This is a genomic window from Shewanella youngdeokensis, assembly GCF_033180165.1.
Classification (GTDB): Bacteria; Pseudomonadota; Gammaproteobacteria; order Enterobacterales; family Shewanellaceae; genus Shewanella; species Shewanella youngdeokensis.
Genome location: NZ_CP136522.1, coordinates 2,543,771 through 2,562,645, shown reverse-complemented (window position 1 = coordinate 2,562,645; position 18,875 = coordinate 2,543,771). Strand labels below are relative to the sequence as shown.

14 protein-coding genes and 1 riboswitch are annotated in these 18,875 nt (G+C 42.7%); all 14 genes read left to right on the top strand.

Annotated elements, in window-relative coordinates; translation table 11 throughout:
* The first annotated feature begins 382 nt into the window (after positions 1-382).
* The 14 genes from RGE70_RS10945 to RGE70_RS10880 all read left to right on the top strand — a co-directional run bounded on the left by RGE70_RS10945 (position 383) and on the right by RGE70_RS10880 (position 18,769).
* Positions 383-3,130, top strand: a complete 2,748-nt coding sequence (locus RGE70_RS10945) for a nitrate reductase (RefSeq protein ID WP_310471484.1) — start codon at positions 383-385, stop codon at positions 3,128-3,130.
* Positions 3,130-4,026 carry a uroporphyrinogen-III C-methyltransferase gene (gene cobA / locus RGE70_RS10940; RefSeq protein ID WP_310471483.1) on the top strand — a complete coding sequence of 299 codons (897 nt, stop codon included), beginning with the start codon at positions 3,130-3,132 and terminating at the stop codon, positions 4,024-4,026. Before RGE70_RS10945 ends, cobA begins: the two co-directional genes overlap by 1 nt.
* A complete protein-coding gene (locus RGE70_RS10935; protein WP_310471482.1) occupies positions 4,007-5,191 on the top strand; it encodes a glycosyl transferase in 1,185 nt (394 codons plus the stop codon). The genes cobA and RGE70_RS10935 overlap by 20 nt, the downstream gene beginning before the upstream one ends.
* An 869-nt stretch (positions 5,192-6,060) precedes the next feature.
* Positions 6,061-8,703, top strand: a complete 2,643-nt coding sequence (gene nirB / locus RGE70_RS10930) for a nitrite reductase large subunit NirB (protein WP_310471481.1) — start codon at positions 6,061-6,063, stop codon at positions 8,701-8,703.
* Entirely contained in the window at positions 8,700-9,026 is a 327-nt protein-coding gene (gene nirD / locus RGE70_RS10925) for a nitrite reductase small subunit NirD (protein WP_310471480.1), read from the top strand. Before nirB ends, nirD begins: the two co-directional genes overlap by 4 nt.
* Positions 9,027-9,057: 31 nt before the next feature.
* Positions 9,058-10,524 carry a NarK family nitrate/nitrite MFS transporter gene (locus tag RGE70_RS10920; protein WP_310471479.1) on the top strand — a complete coding sequence of 489 codons (1,467 nt, stop codon included), beginning with the start codon at positions 9,058-9,060 and terminating at the stop codon, positions 10,522-10,524.
* A gap of 32 nt (positions 10,525-10,556) precedes the next feature.
* Complete coding sequence (locus RGE70_RS10915; protein WP_310471478.1) at positions 10,557-12,401, top strand: bifunctional protein-serine/threonine kinase/phosphatase; 1,845 nt, start codon at positions 10,557-10,559, stop codon at positions 12,399-12,401.
* A 924-nt stretch (positions 12,402-13,325) separates the two neighbouring features.
* Entirely contained in the window at positions 13,326-13,958 is a 633-nt protein-coding gene (locus RGE70_RS10910; protein ID WP_310471477.1) for a LuxR C-terminal-related transcriptional regulator, read from the top strand.
* Positions 13,959-14,245: 287 nt separating this feature from the next.
* The gene (gene hinT / locus RGE70_RS10905) at positions 14,246-14,602 is read left to right on the top strand and encodes a purine nucleoside phosphoramidase (RefSeq protein WP_310472966.1); all 357 of its coding nucleotides are present in this window, start codon (positions 14,246-14,248) and stop codon (positions 14,600-14,602) included.
* Positions 14,599-15,102 carry a PaaI family thioesterase gene (locus RGE70_RS10900; protein WP_310471476.1) on the top strand — a complete coding sequence of 168 codons (504 nt, stop codon included), beginning with the start codon at positions 14,599-14,601 and terminating at the stop codon, positions 15,100-15,102. Before hinT ends, RGE70_RS10900 begins: the two co-directional genes overlap by 4 nt.
* Complete coding sequence (locus tag RGE70_RS10895) at positions 15,095-15,559, top strand: PaaI family thioesterase (RefSeq protein WP_310471475.1); 465 nt, start codon at positions 15,095-15,097, stop codon at positions 15,557-15,559. The genes RGE70_RS10900 and RGE70_RS10895 overlap by 8 nt, the downstream gene beginning before the upstream one ends.
* Before the next feature lie 47 nt (positions 15,560-15,606).
* Entirely contained in the window at positions 15,607-15,996 is a 390-nt protein-coding gene (locus tag RGE70_RS10890; RefSeq protein WP_310471474.1) for a YcfL family putative periplasmic lipoprotein, read from the top strand.
* A 113-nt stretch (positions 15,997-16,109) separates the two neighbouring features.
* Positions 16,110-16,241, top strand: a riboswitch (TPP riboswitch).
* Positions 16,242-16,294: 53 nt separating this feature from the next.
* Entirely contained in the window at positions 16,295-18,469 is a 2,175-nt protein-coding gene (locus tag RGE70_RS10885; protein ID WP_310471473.1) for a TonB-dependent receptor, read from the top strand.
* Positions 18,470-18,508: 39 nt separating this feature from the next.
* Positions 18,509-18,769 (top strand): hypothetical protein, encoded by a 261-nt coding sequence (locus RGE70_RS10880; protein WP_310471472.1) that lies wholly within the window; start codon positions 18,509-18,511, stop codon positions 18,767-18,769.
* Positions 18,770-18,875 lie beyond the last annotated feature (106 nt).

The following is an 18,875-nucleotide window of genomic DNA, read 5'->3' as shown; positions in this document are numbered from 1 at the left end:
TAAAATTCATGCTGCTATATCTGAACAATAATTTTTAGCAGTTCAAACCGCTTAAGAACACTCATTAGTGGGCTGTATTTTTTCTACGTAATTTATGCCGTTGGTCTGAACATATCTAGACTTCCTATACCTCTTATACCTCTTATACCTCTTATACCTCTTATACCTCTATATACCTCTTTGGTGGTATTTATTAGCTTGGTAATCAAAGGCTTATGTGTTTTCGCTTGCGTTAATTTAGTGCGAACGAATGCACCTCTGTAGCACATTAATAACGGAGTGGTGGTTTTCTCGCTTTCTTTTTAATTTAAAAACAACGGTTTGTAAAATGGCATAAGACTTGCCATATATAAGCATTAGTTATCATAACGGAATGCGAATCATGCCAAACTGTAAAACAACCTGTGCATACTGTGGGGTAGGTTGCGGGGTTACCGTTAATAATCTGAACGATAAGGGGCTGGTTAACTTTTCGCAGCGCCATGCTTTATCTGTAACCGGGGATCCTGAGCATTGTGCTAACACAGGTGATTTATGCGGCAAGGGGTTAGCATTAATCGACAGTTTAAGTATGCCAAATAAGCTGTTATACCCACGTAAAAAAAATATTGATGCTGATAACGGTTACCACAATATAAGTTGGCCTGCTGCCATTGCTGATATCGCGAGTCACCTTCGCAATACCATTGCTCAGTTTGGAGCTGATTCTGTCGCGTTTTATCTTTCTGGGCAGTTACTAAACGAAGATTACTATGTGGCCAATAAACTTGCGAAAGGATTTGTTGGTACTGCCAATGTCGATACTAACTCTAGGCTCTGTATGTCATCCGCAGTTAGTGCCCATATGCGTGCTTTTGGTGAAGATGTCGTTCCAGGATGTTATGACGACTTACAACAAGCTGATGTGGTAGTGCTAGTGGGCGCTAATACCGCATGGACACATCCGGTACTTTTTAAAAAAATCCTTAATGCAAGAAAGTTACGTGGTACTAAAATCGTCGTTATAGACCCCCGTAAAACCGCAACGGCTGCGCAAGCCGATCTACATTTACCTCTGTTACCCGGTACCGATTTAGCCTTATTTAGGGGGTTACTGAGTTCTATTGCAACTAGCGGGATGAATCACGAATATATTCAAAATCATACCGAGGGCTTTGAACAAGCACTAAATCATGCCAGGTATGCTTGTGCTTCGTTAGCGAGTGTAGCGCAGCAAACAGGGCTTACTACTAACCAAATTGCTGAGTTTTACTCGCTCTATCAACCACAAAACAAGGTTGTCACGGCGAGTAGTCAAGGAGTGAACCAATCAACCTCTGGCACTAATACTGCTAATGCGATTATTAATTGTCACTTAGCCCGTGGTGATGTTGGTCAAGTCGGCTGTGGGCCATTGTCGCTAACCGGCCAGCCCAATGCGATGGGAGGTCGAGAAGTCGGCGGCTTAGCGACTCAACTGGCGTGCCATTTAGGCTTTTCGGCCGCTGAACTGCAGCTAGTGGGCGACTTTTGGCAAACTGAAGCTTTACCCCAATCGAAAGGGCTAACTGCAACAGAAATGTTTAGTGCCATGGCTGCGGGAAAAATAAAAGCGGTGTGGGTTATGGGGACTAACCCTGCAGTGTCTATGCCTGACACGCCGTTGGTAAAAAAAGCATTAGAGCGGTGTGATTATGTGGTGGTGTCAGATATCACTGCCGACACTGATACTGCGCAATATGCCGATGTATTGCTACCTGCACAAGGCTGGTCAGAAAAGTCAGGTACCGTTACCAATAGCGAGCGCACAATAAGCCGCCAACGAAGGTTTATAGTGCCTCAAGGTGAGTCAAAACCTGATTGGTGGGCGCTGTGTGAAGTTGCAAAGCAACTAGGTTTTGTTGAAGCATTTAGCTTTAACAGCAGCGCAGAAATATTTAAAGAATACGCTAGGCTGACGCAAAAAGTGCAACAGCAATTTCCTGAGAAACAACTCTCTTTAGCAGGCTTAATCAATTTGACCGCTGAGCAATATGACACACTTGAACCAACACAATGGCCAATAGCGCATTCAAGTTTAATGGGGCAAAAGAATATTCGCTTGTTTTCACAAGGGCAATTTGCAACACACAATGGGAAGGCGTGTTTTATAGTGACCGATTGTGAACAGCAATTGATAGAGCCTGAAAACCAGCCAAACAAATTGCGTTTAAACAGTGGGCGAAGCCGAGACCAATGGCACACCATGACCAGAACTGGGCATGTTGCATCGCTCGCAGGCTCAAATTACCAACCGGAACTGATACTTGATGCCGCAACATTGGCCAAGCACGACCTCAAAGCCGGTGGGTTGGTAGCAATATACCACGAAACCCTATTAGAACCGCTTATTGCGCGTGCGGTGGTTGAGAGTTCACAGTTGCAAGACATGGCATTTTTGTCAATGCATTGGTCAGCACAGTTTAGTAAAGCCGGTGGTGTTAATAAGGTGGTGACAGCACAAGTTGACCCAATTTCAAAGCAGCCCGGATTTAAAAATCAGTGGGTTGGGATTAAAGCGCAAGCGGTAGCTGAGCAGGGCATAGAGTGGGGCCAGACTTGGGTTAAAGCTGAGCGGTTATGTTGGGATGTTAAACAACACATTAGCGGTGGCGTTTGTCGTCATATCGCAGCCGTTGAGGGGATAAATGCAGCATTAATGCCACAAAATAATTCAGCCTCTGCAGATAAGATCGTAGGCCGCATGATGCAGTGGCGAGAGCAAGATAAACAGCTCTCTTGCTTGATCACTCAAGGTAGCCTTAAAAGCTTACTCATTACATGCAAAAATGAGCTGCAAATTGATGTAAATGCAGTGCAGGCATTTATTAATAAACCGTTTAATTCAAAACTCATTAGTCAGTTATATCAAGTGATCCGGGCTGGTAATAGCAAAATAGTGTGCGCTTGTACGGGAGTGACAGAAGCTCAAATTGAACAACAAATGCAAGCAGATTTCGCTCAAGGCGTAACAACCGCCTCGCAAATGGTAGAAGCCACGCAACAACAGCTCAATTGCAGCGCTGTATGTGGAAGTTGTTTAAACCAAGTTATTGATATTGCAGATTCTGTAGTGTTAGAAAATCAAAAGTCCAAGCAGGAGGTCGCTTAATGGAAGTTAATAAAATCTGCGGTATTAAGTCAACTACTCTGAGTGTGGAGCTAACCAATTTACAGCTCGGTAATGACACACTAATCCTTACTGATGCCAATGTAGTTACCATTGTTGGCGCGGGTTGTGGTGATATCGATATGTTAACGATAAAAGCTGCTCGAGCCATCGCTGCTGCTGAAGCCATTGTCTATGACAACTTAGTGAGTAAAGACATTTTGCAGCTCGCAAATGACAACTGCGAAATGCACTACATGGGCAAAGTTTTTGGTCAACTCTGCGTGACTCAAGATCAAATTAATCAACAGTTATTACGGCTAAGCCAACAAGGGAAAGTCGTTATTCGTCTTAAGGGTGGTGATCCGAATGTGTTTGGAAGAGGTACTGAAGAGGCATACTTTTTAGCTAATCATGGCGTGAAAAGCCAGTTTATAGCCGGTGTTACTGCAGCGCTAGGCTGCGCTGCAAGCGCTGGTATTCCATTAACACATCGAAAACTCGCGCGTTCGGTTACCTTGATGACCGGTCATTTATGTGACGACGCGCCAATCGAGTGGGCAGGGCTGTTAGCTGCTAAAAGTACTATGGTGTTTTATATGGGTAAGCAAAGGGCTGCCAATATTGCCCATGGTTTACTGCAAGCTGGCGCGAAGCTAGCACTACCTGTGGCCTTTATCAGTAATGGGGCACGCCCAAATCAGTCTGTTATCCATACCACAGTAAAAGACATGGTAGAAGTTGCTAGTGGCATACAAGTTGAGGGACCCACGCTATTAATTGTGGGGGAAGTGGTGGCTATAGGGCAAGAGTTAGCGCAGTTATTGCGAGATGTAGACGAGCAGCAAGGTGATGCAACTTACCACATAAATGTGGCTAATGAGCGTGTTTATGCTTGATCACAGCTATGCTCTTAATGGCGTAACTAATCCAGCTGAATACCAACAGCTTGTTAAAATATTAGGTCGAGGTAAAAAAGCGTCTCGGTCATTAACGTTAAGCCAAAGCTATCAGCTAGTGCGAGGCTTTAGCGATAAACTTGGCTCACTGACCCAGTTAAGTGTGGCATTAATGCTAATGCGAGTAAAAGGTGAGACAGCAGCAGAAATTGCCGGCGCTGCATTAGCTTTGCGCTCAACGGTTGCAACAGACTGGCAACAGCTAAAGGTAGATATTGACTGGCCTTGTTACGGTGCTAAACGTGATCAGTTGCCGTACCTATTACTCAGCGCAAAATTGCTGGCAGAAAATGGTTATCGGATCATGTTACATGGTGACAATAGCGTGTTGTCGCACCGTCAGCATATCGGTTTTTTTACCGAGGCACTAAACATTGCCAACGTAAAGACTGCTGCAGAAGCTGCATCGGCACTGGAGTCTGCGGGCATTTGTTACGTAAACGCGGATCGGTTTACCCCGCTTGTTAGTTCATTTGGCGATATTCACCGTGAAGTAGGCCTTAGAAGCCTGTTTCAAAGTGCTATTCGTTGTATTAACCCTGCCAATGCGCCGCTTAGCCTCAGAAGTTACTTTCATGGTGGCTTAGATGATGTACATCTCAATATTGCTAGATTAATGGCGATTTATGAGCCATTACTTAATCATAGTCGTGTCGCAGTATTTAAAGGTTACCAAGGTGAGTGTGAATTTAATCCGCGGGCGAGTAATCTCATTAAGGTGTACTCAACTAAAATGGTGACTCAAGTGACGTTGCCAACTCAACTCGATGCGTTGATTGGCACTAAAGCGAATGCGGCAGAACTCCAACCCGCGTGGTTAACAGCACTGTGGCAAGGTGAGGTTATATGCGGGGTTAAAATTGAAACTGAGCTTGAATATGTACATCATGATGAAAAAACGAAAAGAACAGATATCAATGAGCTGGAAAACAGTTTCAATTATAGCCTGAATACCGCGCACTCTGCAGAAGCGCAGCGTGCATACCATTCGGCGATCACCAATGTTTCTGCTTTACTTATGTTGCTTTGCCCATCACAAACACTTGATGGCGCTAAACTACAGGCTACCGACTACTGGTTTAAGCGCAACACAAACTTAGCTTAGCTTGTTATGTTGTTTATGTGGCTTAGTCTAGATAGTCGAATTAGTCGAATTAGTCGAATTAGTCGAATTAGTCGAATTAGTCGAATTAGTCGAATTAGTCGAATAAGCAGTGTATTTATCTGTTTCCCCCAAAATGTCTTTCAATAATTACCTGCAATATTCACCACTACTTGATGATTAATACTTGGGTAGCTTGTTTTATCATTCGTATTTAAATGCTAGTGACATCACGAAAATGTGGAGGACTCTATAGTTTAAGGACTCATTTTTAGTTTGAAGAGTCCAGCGTATAGCCATACTTTGAGTTTGCGGCGAGTAACAAGTCATTACATGGCCGCATATAGCAGAGCTAAAATACACATGCCATCAAGTTATATTTTTCTGAATTAATTCAATCATAGTGTGTTAGTGGATGCCAATTTGACGGCACATAACTGTGCAATTGCAGGTCAATATCTAACACAAAAGTTAAATTTAAATGCTTGCTACTACTGGCATAATTTACTTAGTCGCTCAGCGGTGATCATAAGCTCAGCGTTAACGTTACCATTGTACACTTAAATCACTGCACCTAATTAAGTGCAGTATAACCATAATAGTGCAATTGCTGTTTTCAATAAATGCAAAATGCTCATAAGTAAACTCTCACCTACTTGTAAAAACGATTTAATACAGTGTCTTAAGAGTTATTTTTGTGGTTAAAAACTTTGGCATACTCTCTGCATTAATGATGTTAGAAACAACAGTTAGTAGCAACATAATCTGATTGGAAACTCATCATTGTATTTTTGGCAGAGGTGCCAAACCCTGTAAAAAGGGGGCCCGCCTTTTTGTTGGCAAAAGTCAGTGTGAAACAAAAGGGACGATACATGAATACAAGTAAACCCAAATTAGTGGTCGTAGGAAATGGCATGGTGGGTCACTTCTTTGTCGAGCAACTATGTGAACACCCGATTAGCCAATATTATGATGTGTCAGTCTATGGCGCCGAAGCAACCCCCGCTTACGATAGGGTGCAACTATCAAAATACTTTGCCAACAGTTGCGCCGATGAACTGATGCTGACGACGAAAGAAGACTATCAGGCTAAAGGGGTAGCATTGCATTTAGGTCAGCCAGTTTCGCATATCGATACCGCTAATAAATGCCTTACAGTCAATGGTGAGCAGAGCCATTATGATCAGTTGATACTCGCAACTGGCTCGTACCCGTTTGTTCCCCCAATTAAAGGTAACGATCGCAAAGATTGCTTGGTATATCGTACGATTGATGATCTCGAAGCCATAGAACAAGCCGCATTTGACGCCAACTCTGGTGTCGTAATTGGTGGTGGCTTATTAGGACTTGAGGCCGCAAATGCACTCAATGAGTTAGGGCTCGAAACTCATGTTGTAGAATTTGCACCGCAGCTAATGTCAGTGCAGTTAAACGACAAAGGCGGTGAGATACTTAAAGATAAAATTGAAGCTTTAGGCTTAAGCGTTCATTTAAGCAAAGCCACGCAAGAGATTGTGGACGGCGAAAGTGCGCAGCACCGACTTAATTTTAGTGATGGTAGTTTTATAGAAACCGACCTCATTGTGTTTTCTGCCGGTATTAGACCGCAAGATGCATTGGCTCGATGCAGTGATATGGCAATTGGTGAGCGTGGCGGCATTATTATTGATGATAACTGCTTAACGTCAGCGGCTGATGTCTATGCCATAGGGGAGTGTGCTCTATGGCAACACAAAATATTTGGATTAGTGGCGCCAGGTTATCAAATGGCTAAAGTCGCTTTGTCGCAAATAATCCAATCTACAGCTACGCAATTGCAGCATACTCCTTCAACAGCATTTACCACCGAGCCGTTAACTTTTGAGGGGGCCGATATGAGCACCAAATTAAAGTTACTCGGGGTAGATGTTGCCTCCATTGGTGAAAGTCGTGGTTTTGAAAATGCGCAGTATGTCGAACTCAGTGACGTACAAGCTGGAGTTTATAAAAAGTTATGGCTTGACGAAACCGGCCTATATTTACGCGGCGCGGTGCTGGTGGGTAATGTCGATGAATACAGTCAACTACTAAGCCAATATTTATCTGGCGATGCACTCGAAGCGCCCGCGGTCACTTTATTGCTTACTGATGAATCTGCGCCAGTGGCACTTAAAGATAACGCCATTGTGTGTTCGTGTCATCAAGTCACTAAAGCCGATATTGTCGAGCAGGTTGTGGCCGGTAACCACCAACTTGCGCAGATAAAAAGCTGTACTAAAGCCGCTTCAGGGTGCGGAGGCTGTTCAACATTAGTACAGCAAATTATCGATGAGACCATGCAAGCACAAGGGCTTGCAACTCAATCAGGTATATGTGGCCACTTTGAGCATGACCGACAGGCGCTCTATCACTTGTGTCAGGTTGAGAATATTAAAAACTTTAATGACTTGTATCACAAGCATGCCAAAAATGGTGCTTCAGCCATGGCGTTAGGCTGCGATATTTGCAAACCGGTAGCCGCTTCAATATTTGCGTCATTAGAAAATGAATATGTGCTTAACGAGCAACATGTAGCACTGCAAGATAGTAACGACGCTTATTTGGGCAACCTGCAAAAAGACGGTAGCTATTCAGTCGTCCCCAGAGTTGCAGGAGGCGAAATCACTCCTGACAAACTGATTGCGATAGGGCAAGTTGCTAAGCGTTTTGATTTATATACCAAAATCACAGGTGGGCAACGTATTGACATGTTTGGGGCACAATTGTCTGATCTGCCGGCTATTTGGGCTGAGCTCATTGAGGAAGGTTTTGAAACTGGTCACGCTTACGGTAAGTCACTTCGCACTGTTAAATCATGTGTAGGTAGTACTTGGTGCCGGTATGGTGTTCAAGACTCTGTGGGGTTAGCCATCGCGTTAGAAAATAGATACAAAGGGCTACGATCACCACACAAGATAAAATTTGCCGTGTCTGGTTGCACTCGAGAATGCGCAGAAGCACAGAGTAAAGATATTGGCGTGATAGCCACTGAAAAAGGCTGGAACCTATTTGTTTGTGGTAACGGCGGTATGCGGCCAAGACACGGTGACTTGTTTGCAACCGATCTGTCGACCGAAGAGTTAGTACGCTACATTGACCGCGTACTGATGTTCTACACTAAAACCGCAGCGCGTTTGCAACGTACCTCGGTGTGGATGGAGTCACTTAACGGAGGACTTGAATATTTACAGTCGGTGGTGATAGATGATGCACTAGGGCTTAATGAAGCGTTAGAGATGCAAATGGAAAAGGTGGTTGAGAATTATCAGTGTGAATGGAAAACCAGTTTAGAAGATGAAACGTTTTTACAGCGTTTTAGTGAGTTTGTTAACCCTGCAAATGCCCCCGTAAACAGCAATGAACAGTATCAATATCAGCGTCAGCAAAAGTTTCCTATTCAGTCCGAAGTGCAAACATTTACCTCGGTTAACAAGCGTAGATCAGGGGCTGGGAATATTGCAATTACCTTATTAGACGAAGAGGAAGCATTAGTATGAGCTGGATAACGATTTGTGAAGCGTCGGCATTACCCGCTAATAGAGGCGTTGCTGCTTGGGTTGCAGGCCGCGCCGTTGCGTTATTTGATTTAGGCCAAGCGGGGTTATTTGCCATCGACAATGTTGACCCAGCCACAGGCGTAAGCGTACTTTCTCGCGGGCTGTTATGTGAGCTAGATAATGAATTGTTTGTTGCGTCACCGATCCACAAGCAGCATTACAGCCTTACCACCGGGCAGTGTTTAGAGAACGACAATCTCAGTGTCGCGGTATTTGAAGTCAAACGAGAAGCAGGCAAAGTAATGGCCCGCGCAATAGCTTAAAAGTGAGGAGACTATGATGAGTCAGGGAAGTATGAGTCAGGACAAATTTAAGCTGTTTTCGTTTTCAGGAAAAATGAAAATTATGCACTTAAGCTGGATGGCCTTTTTTATCACGTTTATGGTTTGGTTTAATGCCGCGCCGTTATTGAGTGTGATTGCTGAGAGTATTGGCCTTACTCCATCACAGATCAAAACACTACTTATTTTAAACGTTGCTTTAACCATTCCCGCGCGAGTGTTAATTGGCATGGTGACTGATAAGTATGGGCCTAGGTTGGTATATTCACTGTTACTAGGTATTTGTTCTATTCCTTGTTTTATGTTTGCTTTGGGAACCACATTTGAGCAATTAGCCTTAGCACGGTTTTTATTGGGCTTTATTGGTGCGGGTTTTGTGGTGGGTATTCGGATTGTCAGCGAGTGGTTTCCTGCCAAAGAACTCGGCACCGCTGAGGGGATTTATGGTGGTTGGGGCAACTTTGGCTCAGCCGCAGCAGCATTTACATTGCCCGCTGTTGCCTTGGCATTTGGTGGCGCAGATGGTTGGCGTTATGCCATTGGCCTTACAGGCTTAATGAGTTTGGCTTTTGCTTTTATTTATTACTTTAACGTAACCGATACACCTAAAGGTTCTAGCTATTTTAAACCCAAAAGGTCAGGAGCACTGGAAGTTACCAGTAAAGGTGACTTTGGCTTATTACTGGTTATGAAAGTACCAATGTACGCCACACTCGCATTGCTTACTTGGAAGTTGTCACCGGCTGGAGTAAATATGCTAACCGAGCAAATGGTGAATGCTATTAACCTATTGCTTGTTGCCATATTTTTGGTTGATGTTTACCAGACGTATCAGGTCAATAAAGCTGTGTTTAGTGGCACTATTCCAGAGTTTGAACGTTATCAATTTAAGCAGGTAGCAGTGTTAAATGTGCTTTACTTTTCAACGTTTGGTTCTGAGCTTGCCGTGGTATCGATGTTGCCGCTGTTTTTTGCTGAAACATTTGAACTTGGTCTTGCACAAGCGGGAATGGTGGCATCGTCATATGCCTTTATGAACTTGATGAGTCGTCCTGGTGGTGGTTGGTTAAGCGACCGTTTTGGGCGAAAGTCCACTTTGCTCATTTTAACGGCGGGTTTGGCTATGGGTTACTTTGGCGTGGCACAAATTGACGGCACATGGGCTCTGCCCGTTGCAATTGTTATGGTGATGGCATGTTCTTTTTTTGTGCAAAGTGGTGAAGGCGCGGTTTTTGCTGCTGTGCCGCTTATTAAGCGCCGTCTAACAGGGCAAATAGCGGGTATGACAGGAGCTTATGGTAACGTTGGTGCCGTGTTTTTCTTAACTGTTTACTCGATAGTATCAACTCAAACATTTTTCTATGTTATTGCTGTTAGTGCACTAATTGGTTTCTTTACTGTGTTTTTAATGAATGAACCTAAGGGGCATATCTCAGAGGTGAATGAAAAGGGCGAAGTCACACTGATAAGTGTGAATTAGTCGCCACTTGATAAACCCAAAAGGGTATTGCTATGGAGACGTTAACGTTGGCACCAGTGGATCCCCAAAGCCGCATATTGTCAGCTGTTGAGGATAATGCTATTGATGCATTAAAAGCAGCCAATGGTTTGCAGATCAGCGCGGGTCAATATTCTGATCAAGGTGTAAAAGGCAGTAATGAAGATGCTATAGGGATCCAAATTCCCAGTGGACTGATCCTGACGACAAAAGGCGCGGTTGCTGCCATTAGTGATGGTGTCAGTACCGCTGAAGCTGGCGCGGCGGCCTCTGCTATTAGCGTCAGTAATTTTGTAGCCGATTATTACTCAACACCAGACTTATGGTCGGTTCAAAAGTCGAGTACCCAAGTATTAACAGCACTGAACCGCTGGCTTTATGGTTTAGGGCAAGACTACCGCGATGCCCGGCGAGGCTATGTTTGTACCTTTAGTGCATTAGTGTTTAAATCCTGCCATTTGCATATGTTTCATGTCGGAGATTCAAGGGTCTATCGTTATAGACAGGGCGTTTTAGAAAAGCTTAGTCATGACCACACCAGCTTTGTTGGTAAGCGGCAATATCTCACGCGAGCTCTAGGGTTAGACGTTAAAGTTGACGTCGATTACAAAACCTTGCCCGTTGCAGCAGGAGACATGTATTTACTGATAACCGACGGGGTGCATGATGTGGTTTCAGATGTTGATATTGAAGCGCTATTACACCGCTATAAGCAGCAAATCGAACATACAAATGCTGATGGCGACAGTAACTCCATCAGTGCTATAAACTGCGATCAGTTCTGCCGCGCATTAGTCGATAAAGCGATAGCGGCTGGATCACAAGATAATGCCAGTTGTCAGTTATTGCATATCGATGCTTTACCGATTAAAAATATCGATGAAGTGTATCAAAGCCTATCTAAATTACCGTTTCCACCACCACTGAGTGTTGGAATGACACTCGATGGTTATAAAGTGGTTGATGTATTGCACCAAAGCCAGCGAAGCCAAGTTTACTTGGTTAAAGATGTTGCTGGTGGCTTAATGTGCATGAAAACTCCCTCGGTTAATTATCTTGATGATGCGGCATACATTGAGCGATTTTTGCTTGAAAGTTGGGTGGGTAATCGAATTAACAGCCCTAATGTAGTGTCGATTATCGATCGCGATTGCGAAAAGTCAGCACTTTATTACCTAACTGAATACTTAGCAGGTCAGTCCATCACGCAATGGATAAAGTGCAATCCAACGCCAGAAGTCCAGCAGGTGCTTGAACTATTGAAGCAAATAGAGTCAGGGGTAAGAGCCTTTCATCGCAAAGAAACGCTGCACCAAGATTTAAAGCCCGATAATGTATTACTAACTGGCGACGGCCGCGTAAAAATTATCGACTTTGGTTCTTGTTACATAAAAGGAATTGCGGAAATTACCACGCCTTTGCAGCGTGATGTTATCTTAGGTACAGCTGACTATTCCGCACCCGAGAGTGTGCTTGGATACCGTATCACTCAAAAAGCCGACTTGTATTCGATGGCGGTTATTGCGTTTGAAATGCTAACGGGGCAATTACCTTTTGGTGGCAACCAGCAGCAGTGTAAAACACTGCAAGATTTCTTACGCCTCAAATATACCCCAAGTTATGAGATCAACCCGTTAGTACCAATATGGATGGATAAAGCGTTAAAAAAAGCACTCAGCATTGCGCCCGAGCAGCGTCAAGCTGATAGCTGTGAATGGATATTTGAAATGACTCATCCCGTGACAATATGGCAAGAATCAACCAAAAAATCGCCATTGATAGATCGTGAGCCATTACTTTTTTGGCAGTCTTTAACGGTGGCTTTTGCATTGCTTGCATTATTACTGGCATTGTTTTAATAAAAAGGGAAATAAGGGGTGAATAACGCACTTTAAAGAGCTTAATAAGCCGATAAAAGACATAGTGTAAACATTTACTTTGACACCGGTAGTCAATTGCAAGTGAATCCGCCTGGCCGTATGGTGTAGCTGCAATGAATGATTAGGTAATGTCAGTAAAAAATTGCATTACATTTTTGATAACTAATTATAAAGTATTAATCATAATTGTTGTAGCGCCAATATTGTGTTTGGTGGCCAGAATTCTTGTATTGGTGTGTAATGTTAAAATAAAATGGTTATAAAATTATTAGTGTATTCATTTTTAAGTACTGATTGTAGTTAAAACCTTCGCGTTTCTCGATAAATGTAATGGTATATAAAAACACATAGCCTTAATCATGTTTTCGGCGTTATTGTGTAAGTGCAGTTGTTGGCTGTGACTACTTTTCAATTTGTAGTATTTATTTTATAGATTTTGATGCGAAAAGTTTAATGTACAGAGTTTGATTTTTAGCTGCGTTGATGTGTGGCTTGAGGTTTATGTTGTTGTTATTTAATGCTTTTATTTGTGTTTTTAGCGCGAAAAGTTTGTGGTTATTATAGTCGACTACTCATTTAACTACTCATTTAACTACTCATTTGATTACTCATTTGATTACTCATTTAGTTACTTATTTGGCGCTTCATTTAGGTATTCGTTAAAAATTGGATTAAATGCTCTACTCGTTATTGGCGGGGGGAGTTATGGTGTGCCTTTGTATTGTATTACCACAATGATTTACCCTTGATTTTATATGAACAATTCTTACCTGTGTTCATTAAAATATATTAAAAGCATAAGTATAGTGAGTATTGAAATTCTTTTATTAGTGAATTATCATATTTGTGTGTAGACTACATTTTAAGCAGGGAAGATTAACCAGTTGACATGGAGATAGTCAAATGTTCAAAGTTATGCATTGGGTATTAGTGACCCGCTCTCAAATATTAGTTGATTTACTTAATACCCGATGGCCGCAGCAGTTTCTTGTCAAAATTCATAATATCAGCCCTGATAATAATATCGATGGCTTCACTGAGCATAAAGTTAATTTAGTGTTGATTGATCTGGCTAGTGTCGATATTCAAAAAGCCTATCAAATTCAAAAGAAATTAGAAAAGGGTCGCTACGGTGCTCGAGTGGTGTTTTTACATTTCCCAATGCAAGTCGATACCAAGTTTTTAGTGCAAAACAAAATCACCGCAGGGGTTTTTTACGGCAATGCGTCGTTAGGTGATATTGGTGCCGGTATGGACTTAATCATTAAAGGGCAGCGTTCAATTCCTGCTCAATTAGATGAGTTGCAAACCCCTAATACCGAGGAGGACGGTGATCCTGAACTGACAATTCGTGAGCGTGAAGTGCTACAGGTGCTGCGCTCTGGTAGTACAAACGTCGATATTGCAAATCAACTTTTTGTAAGCGAAAGCACCATTAAAACTCACCTTTATCGCGCTTTTAGAAAAATCGGCGTATCGAGTCGCGGACAAGCAATTGCATGGGCGCAAATGAACATGCATGAAGTCATTCAATAATGTCATGAAGCAATGTAGTTTTACTTTGCATACAGTTAATTGGCGCTAAATATAGCGCCTTTTTTGTGGAAAAATGGCTTCGCCGCTAGGAAAATGAGTTACAAACATGGGTTGCTTTAACTTTTGCAGAAAGCCACCAGCGGCTAAGGTTACGTCATTTTCGCCGCTGTTAGCTTGGGCGTGGCAATAATTGTGAACAAATACAGTGGTTACATGGCTAAGACGGTAATCGTGTTATGGTAATTTTCGAGTATACTAGTCTTAACTATACTGATGAGGGCAGCAAAGTGGCCGAAGAAACCATATTTAGCAAAATTATCCGTCGTGAAATACCCGCTGATATCTTATTTCAAGATGAGCTTGTGACTGCGTTTAGAGATATTAACGCTCAAGCACCAACTCATATTCTAATCATACCAAACCACCTAATTCCTACAGCCAATGACATTAAAGCGTCAGATGAAAAAGCGCTGGGCAGAATGATGACCGTTGCCGCTAAGCTAGCTCAAGAAGAGGGCATTGCACAGGACGGTTATCGCTTAATCATCAACTGTAATAAACATGGTGGTCAAGAAGTGTTCCATCTGCATATGCACTTGGTTGGGGGCCAATCATTAGGGCCGATGCTGAGTAAAAAACCATGAATAAAGCTGCCGATGTATTTCCGCATACGGGAATGGCAAGCCGATTTGTTGCCCAATTAACCCAATGCCGAAAACTTAACCTACAGGTATTAGAAGGTGGCAAAAACCATGTGTTGATTGAGCTGCCTTATGATCCACAGTTAGTCGGTTACCCCAATACTGGGGTTATTCATGGTGGGGTTATCACCACATTAGTCGATACTGCCAGTGGTGGCGCTGTGGTTTGTTCTATCTTCGAGCAGTTTGGTGAGTTAGAGATCTCGCCTACGCTTGATTTACGCATCGATTACATGAAGCCGGCAGAACCATTTAAGCCAGTTTATGGTTATGCACAGTGCTATAAATTGTCATCAAGTGTGGCTTTTACCCGTGCGATAGCTTATCAAGACTCGATAGAGGATCCCATTGCACATGCTGTGGGTTCCTTCATGCGTATTAGCCCCGAAATGGTGGGCGAAGACTTTAGACAAGCATTGATGGGAGAATCCAGCCATGAGTGATGCAGCACCGTCAACGCCGGCTAAGCTCGATATAAAACTTATTTTGCAAAAAGCGATTGAACTCAATGATTTTGGTTACCTATTAGCACATGTGCCATACGCTAAGTTTATTGGGATGAAAGTTGAGCGTTTTGGTGATGAGTTAGTGTTTAAGTTACCTGCTAAAGACGACAACATTGGTAACCCAGTGTTACCAGCGCTGCATGGTGGAGTGATTGCCGGCTTTATGGAAATGTCGGCCATTGTGCAATTGATGGTGTTTATGCAAACGCCTAAAGTACCTAAGATAGTTGATTTTTCAATTGACTATTTACGTGCTGGGTACCACAAAGACAGCTTTGCAGAATGCATTATTACTCGCCAGGGGCGGCGCGTTGCCAATGTAAGCATTAATTGTTGGCAAACAAATCGTAAGCAGATGATTGCTACAGCAAGAGCACATTTCTTAATTGAGTAATTTAGCTTATTCTTTAGTTTTACTGAACGATCATCTAGGGAGCAGAAATGAATAAATTATTATTAGGCTTATTAACCGTTGTTATGGTTGTGGGGTGCGCACCGCACACTGCAGGTGTTATGGCTGGCTCCCAAGGTGAAACACGCATAGATAACAGTACTTTCAGTCGCGAAGTTGAGGTTAAAAACTTAATGGCTCAAGGCGAAGCAGGCTTCTTGCAAGGCACAGCTACCATTGTTAGCAAAGTGCCTACTGATCTGAGAGTGCAATACAAGTTTACTTGGTTTGATCCCCGCGATATGAGCATTGAAGATGAAGCTGTGAGTTGGAAGTCAGTTAAATTACACGGTAAGCAGCAACTACAAGTGTCTGCCGTAGCGCCTAATGCTAGTGCTACTCGGTTTGAGTTGTATGTTAGAAAAGCTTTTTCAAATTAAACATTAAGTTCATTAGCATTTTTATAAACGTCAGCATAGCTGGCGTTTTTTTATGCAAAAAATTCAATATTAGCAAGAAGTGTGTCACCACTATGTAAAAATAATGTATAGTACGCCCTGCCAAGGGGTGTTTAAGTCTATAAATCATTAGTTTGATGTATTTGGCTTTGACTGAGATGTTGCAAAACGAACCCTTAGAACCTGATCCGGCTAATACCGGCGTAGGAATGGGCCACAATTCATTTTCCGATCGCTTCTTTATGTTGCCGGATCTCAAAATTTATATATTTGAGGTCCTATGTCTATTAATAAAAATTACTCATCTGTAGCGGTAGCGGTTATTGCTGCGCTATTTGCATCTCCCTCGTTTGCCACTGAATCACCTGATGAAATGGAAGTTATGGTGGTGACATCTGACTTTCGTCGCTCATCGTTAGAAAGCATGCCATCAAGTGTGACGGTCATCAATCAACAAAAAATAGAGGATGAAGGTGCTCAACATTTTGAAGATATTTTAAACTCTATTGCCAATTTTAATTGGTCTGGTGGTAGTTCAAGACCAAAATACTTTCAAATTCGCGGTGTTGGCGAGCAAGAAGAATATCAAGGTGCACCAAACTCCTCCGTCGGATTTGTGATTGATGATATCGATCTGTCTGGTTTGGGTATGGTGTCTAGCATGTATGACTTACAGCAAGTTGAAGTGTTAAGAGGGCCGCAAGGTACACGCTATGGCGGTAATGCACTCGCCGGACTTATCTATCTTAAAAGTAATGATCCGACCGATGTTTTTGAACATGGCGCGGAAGTGTCTATGGGTGATGATAGCCTACAAACCTACAGTGGCTTTAGTTCGGGTCCATTAACGGATTCTGGCAATTTACTGTACCGAGTGTCATTACAACATCATCAGCAAGATGGTTACCGCGATAATCTTTATCTCGAACGTGAAGATACCAATGGCCGTGACGAATTGTCTGGCCGAGCAAAATTACGCTGGTATGCCACAGACAATCTGCAATTTGACTTAACCTTAATGTATGCCGATTTTGATAATGGCTACGATGCTTGGACATTAGATAATAATGGTTTTGACACCTTAAGTGATGATTTAGGCATTGATGCACAACAAACAACGGGGACCGGCTTCAAAGTCACTTACACTGGCGCCGAGTCATTTGAACTGACCTCGTTAAGCTCTTTTGCTAAAACAGAACACCAGTATGCTTATGATGGCGATTGGGCCAACCCTGATTATTGGGACAACAAATTGTGTACTGATGATTATGACTCAAATGGTGATGGCAACACCGATGACCTTATTCCATGTGAGTACAATTACATCTGGGATAAAGAGGGCGACCGGCGCACGATTACTCAAGAGTTTCGGTTAAGTTCGACAGACGCCGGACGCCTATTTAATGGGTCAACCGACTGGTTAATCGGCCTTTATGCCATGGATCTTAACGAAGATAACGATCTATATTCTGAATATAATGGCTGGGCTGATGAAGTTCTACAGTCTGAGTACCGATCAACTAACTACGCTATTTTTGGTCAATTAGAGTCTGAACTTGGTCATGATTACAATTTGTCTGTGGGTTTGCGACTAGAGCGAAGAGAAAGCGAATACAGCGACAGTAATAATGACGAATTTTCGCCAAGTGAAACCATGTGGGGTGGTCATATGGCTTTAAGTAAAGCTTTTAGTGATACTCAACAAACTTACATCCGAGTTGCACGAGGTTATAAAGCTGGTGGCTTTAACATGTCGTTGCCTGCGGAGTTTTTGAGCAAGAAAGAGTACGACACTGAAACGATGTATAACTACGAAATAGGTTTAAAATCATCGTGGTTAGCAGGCAGCGCAACCACTAACTTTGCGTTGTTTTACATGGACCGACAAGATCAACAAGTGGCTGCTTCACAACAAGATCCTTCTAATCCGCAACGGTTTATTTTGTATACAGAAAACGCCGGTTCATCGTCTAACTATGGCGCAGAGCTTGAAGGCAATTGGTATGCTACCGCCAACTTGCATGTATACGGCAGTGTGGGTTGGTTAGAAACGGCATATGGCGATTACCAATATGAAGATAAATACGGCGGCATAGTGGACCTGACAGATCGCGAATTAGCCCATTCCCCTAACTTTACTTTTAGCGTTGGTGCCACCTATCGCAGCGATTCCGGCTGGTTTGCTAATGTAAACGCAAGCGGTAAAAGTGACTTCTATTATTCTGACAGTAACGAGTCTAAATCAGAGGCTTACCAAATATTTAATGCCAAGCTGGGTTATGAAACAGATCTATGGTCAGCTTATTTATGGGGCCGAAACCTGTTTGATGAACATTACGGCGTTCGTGGCTTCTATTTTGGTAATGAACCCGATATTGGCTGGGCTGACAAACAGTATGTACGTTATGGTGATCCTCGTCAGTTAGGGGCCACTTTGAACATTAAATTTATGTAATTATTCACTAAATATAAGATGATAAATAAAGGTAAATAAATGAAGTTAACTGCAGAAATTAGTTGCTACCCATTACAAGATAACTATTTAGACCCGATTAGATGGTTTATTGCTCGAGTAGACTCTTACGACAATATCCAACGAGTAACAAACGCGATGGCCACACAAGTGTGCGGCGAGTATGCCGAGGTTATGTCTATGTTGGCTACCGAGATGGAAGCGGCTCATGAAAAGTGGGGCAAAGCGGTGTTTGTGGTTAAGTTTATCGGTGGCGAGCTTGATTTAAGCCACAGTGAATAATATCGCAACAAGTAATTACTAAATGGTAGTAAACAATGAGCCACAAAGTTTTGGTTATGTTCGATAACTTTGCGGCTCGTTGTTTTAGATATTTTCCTAAACTAAG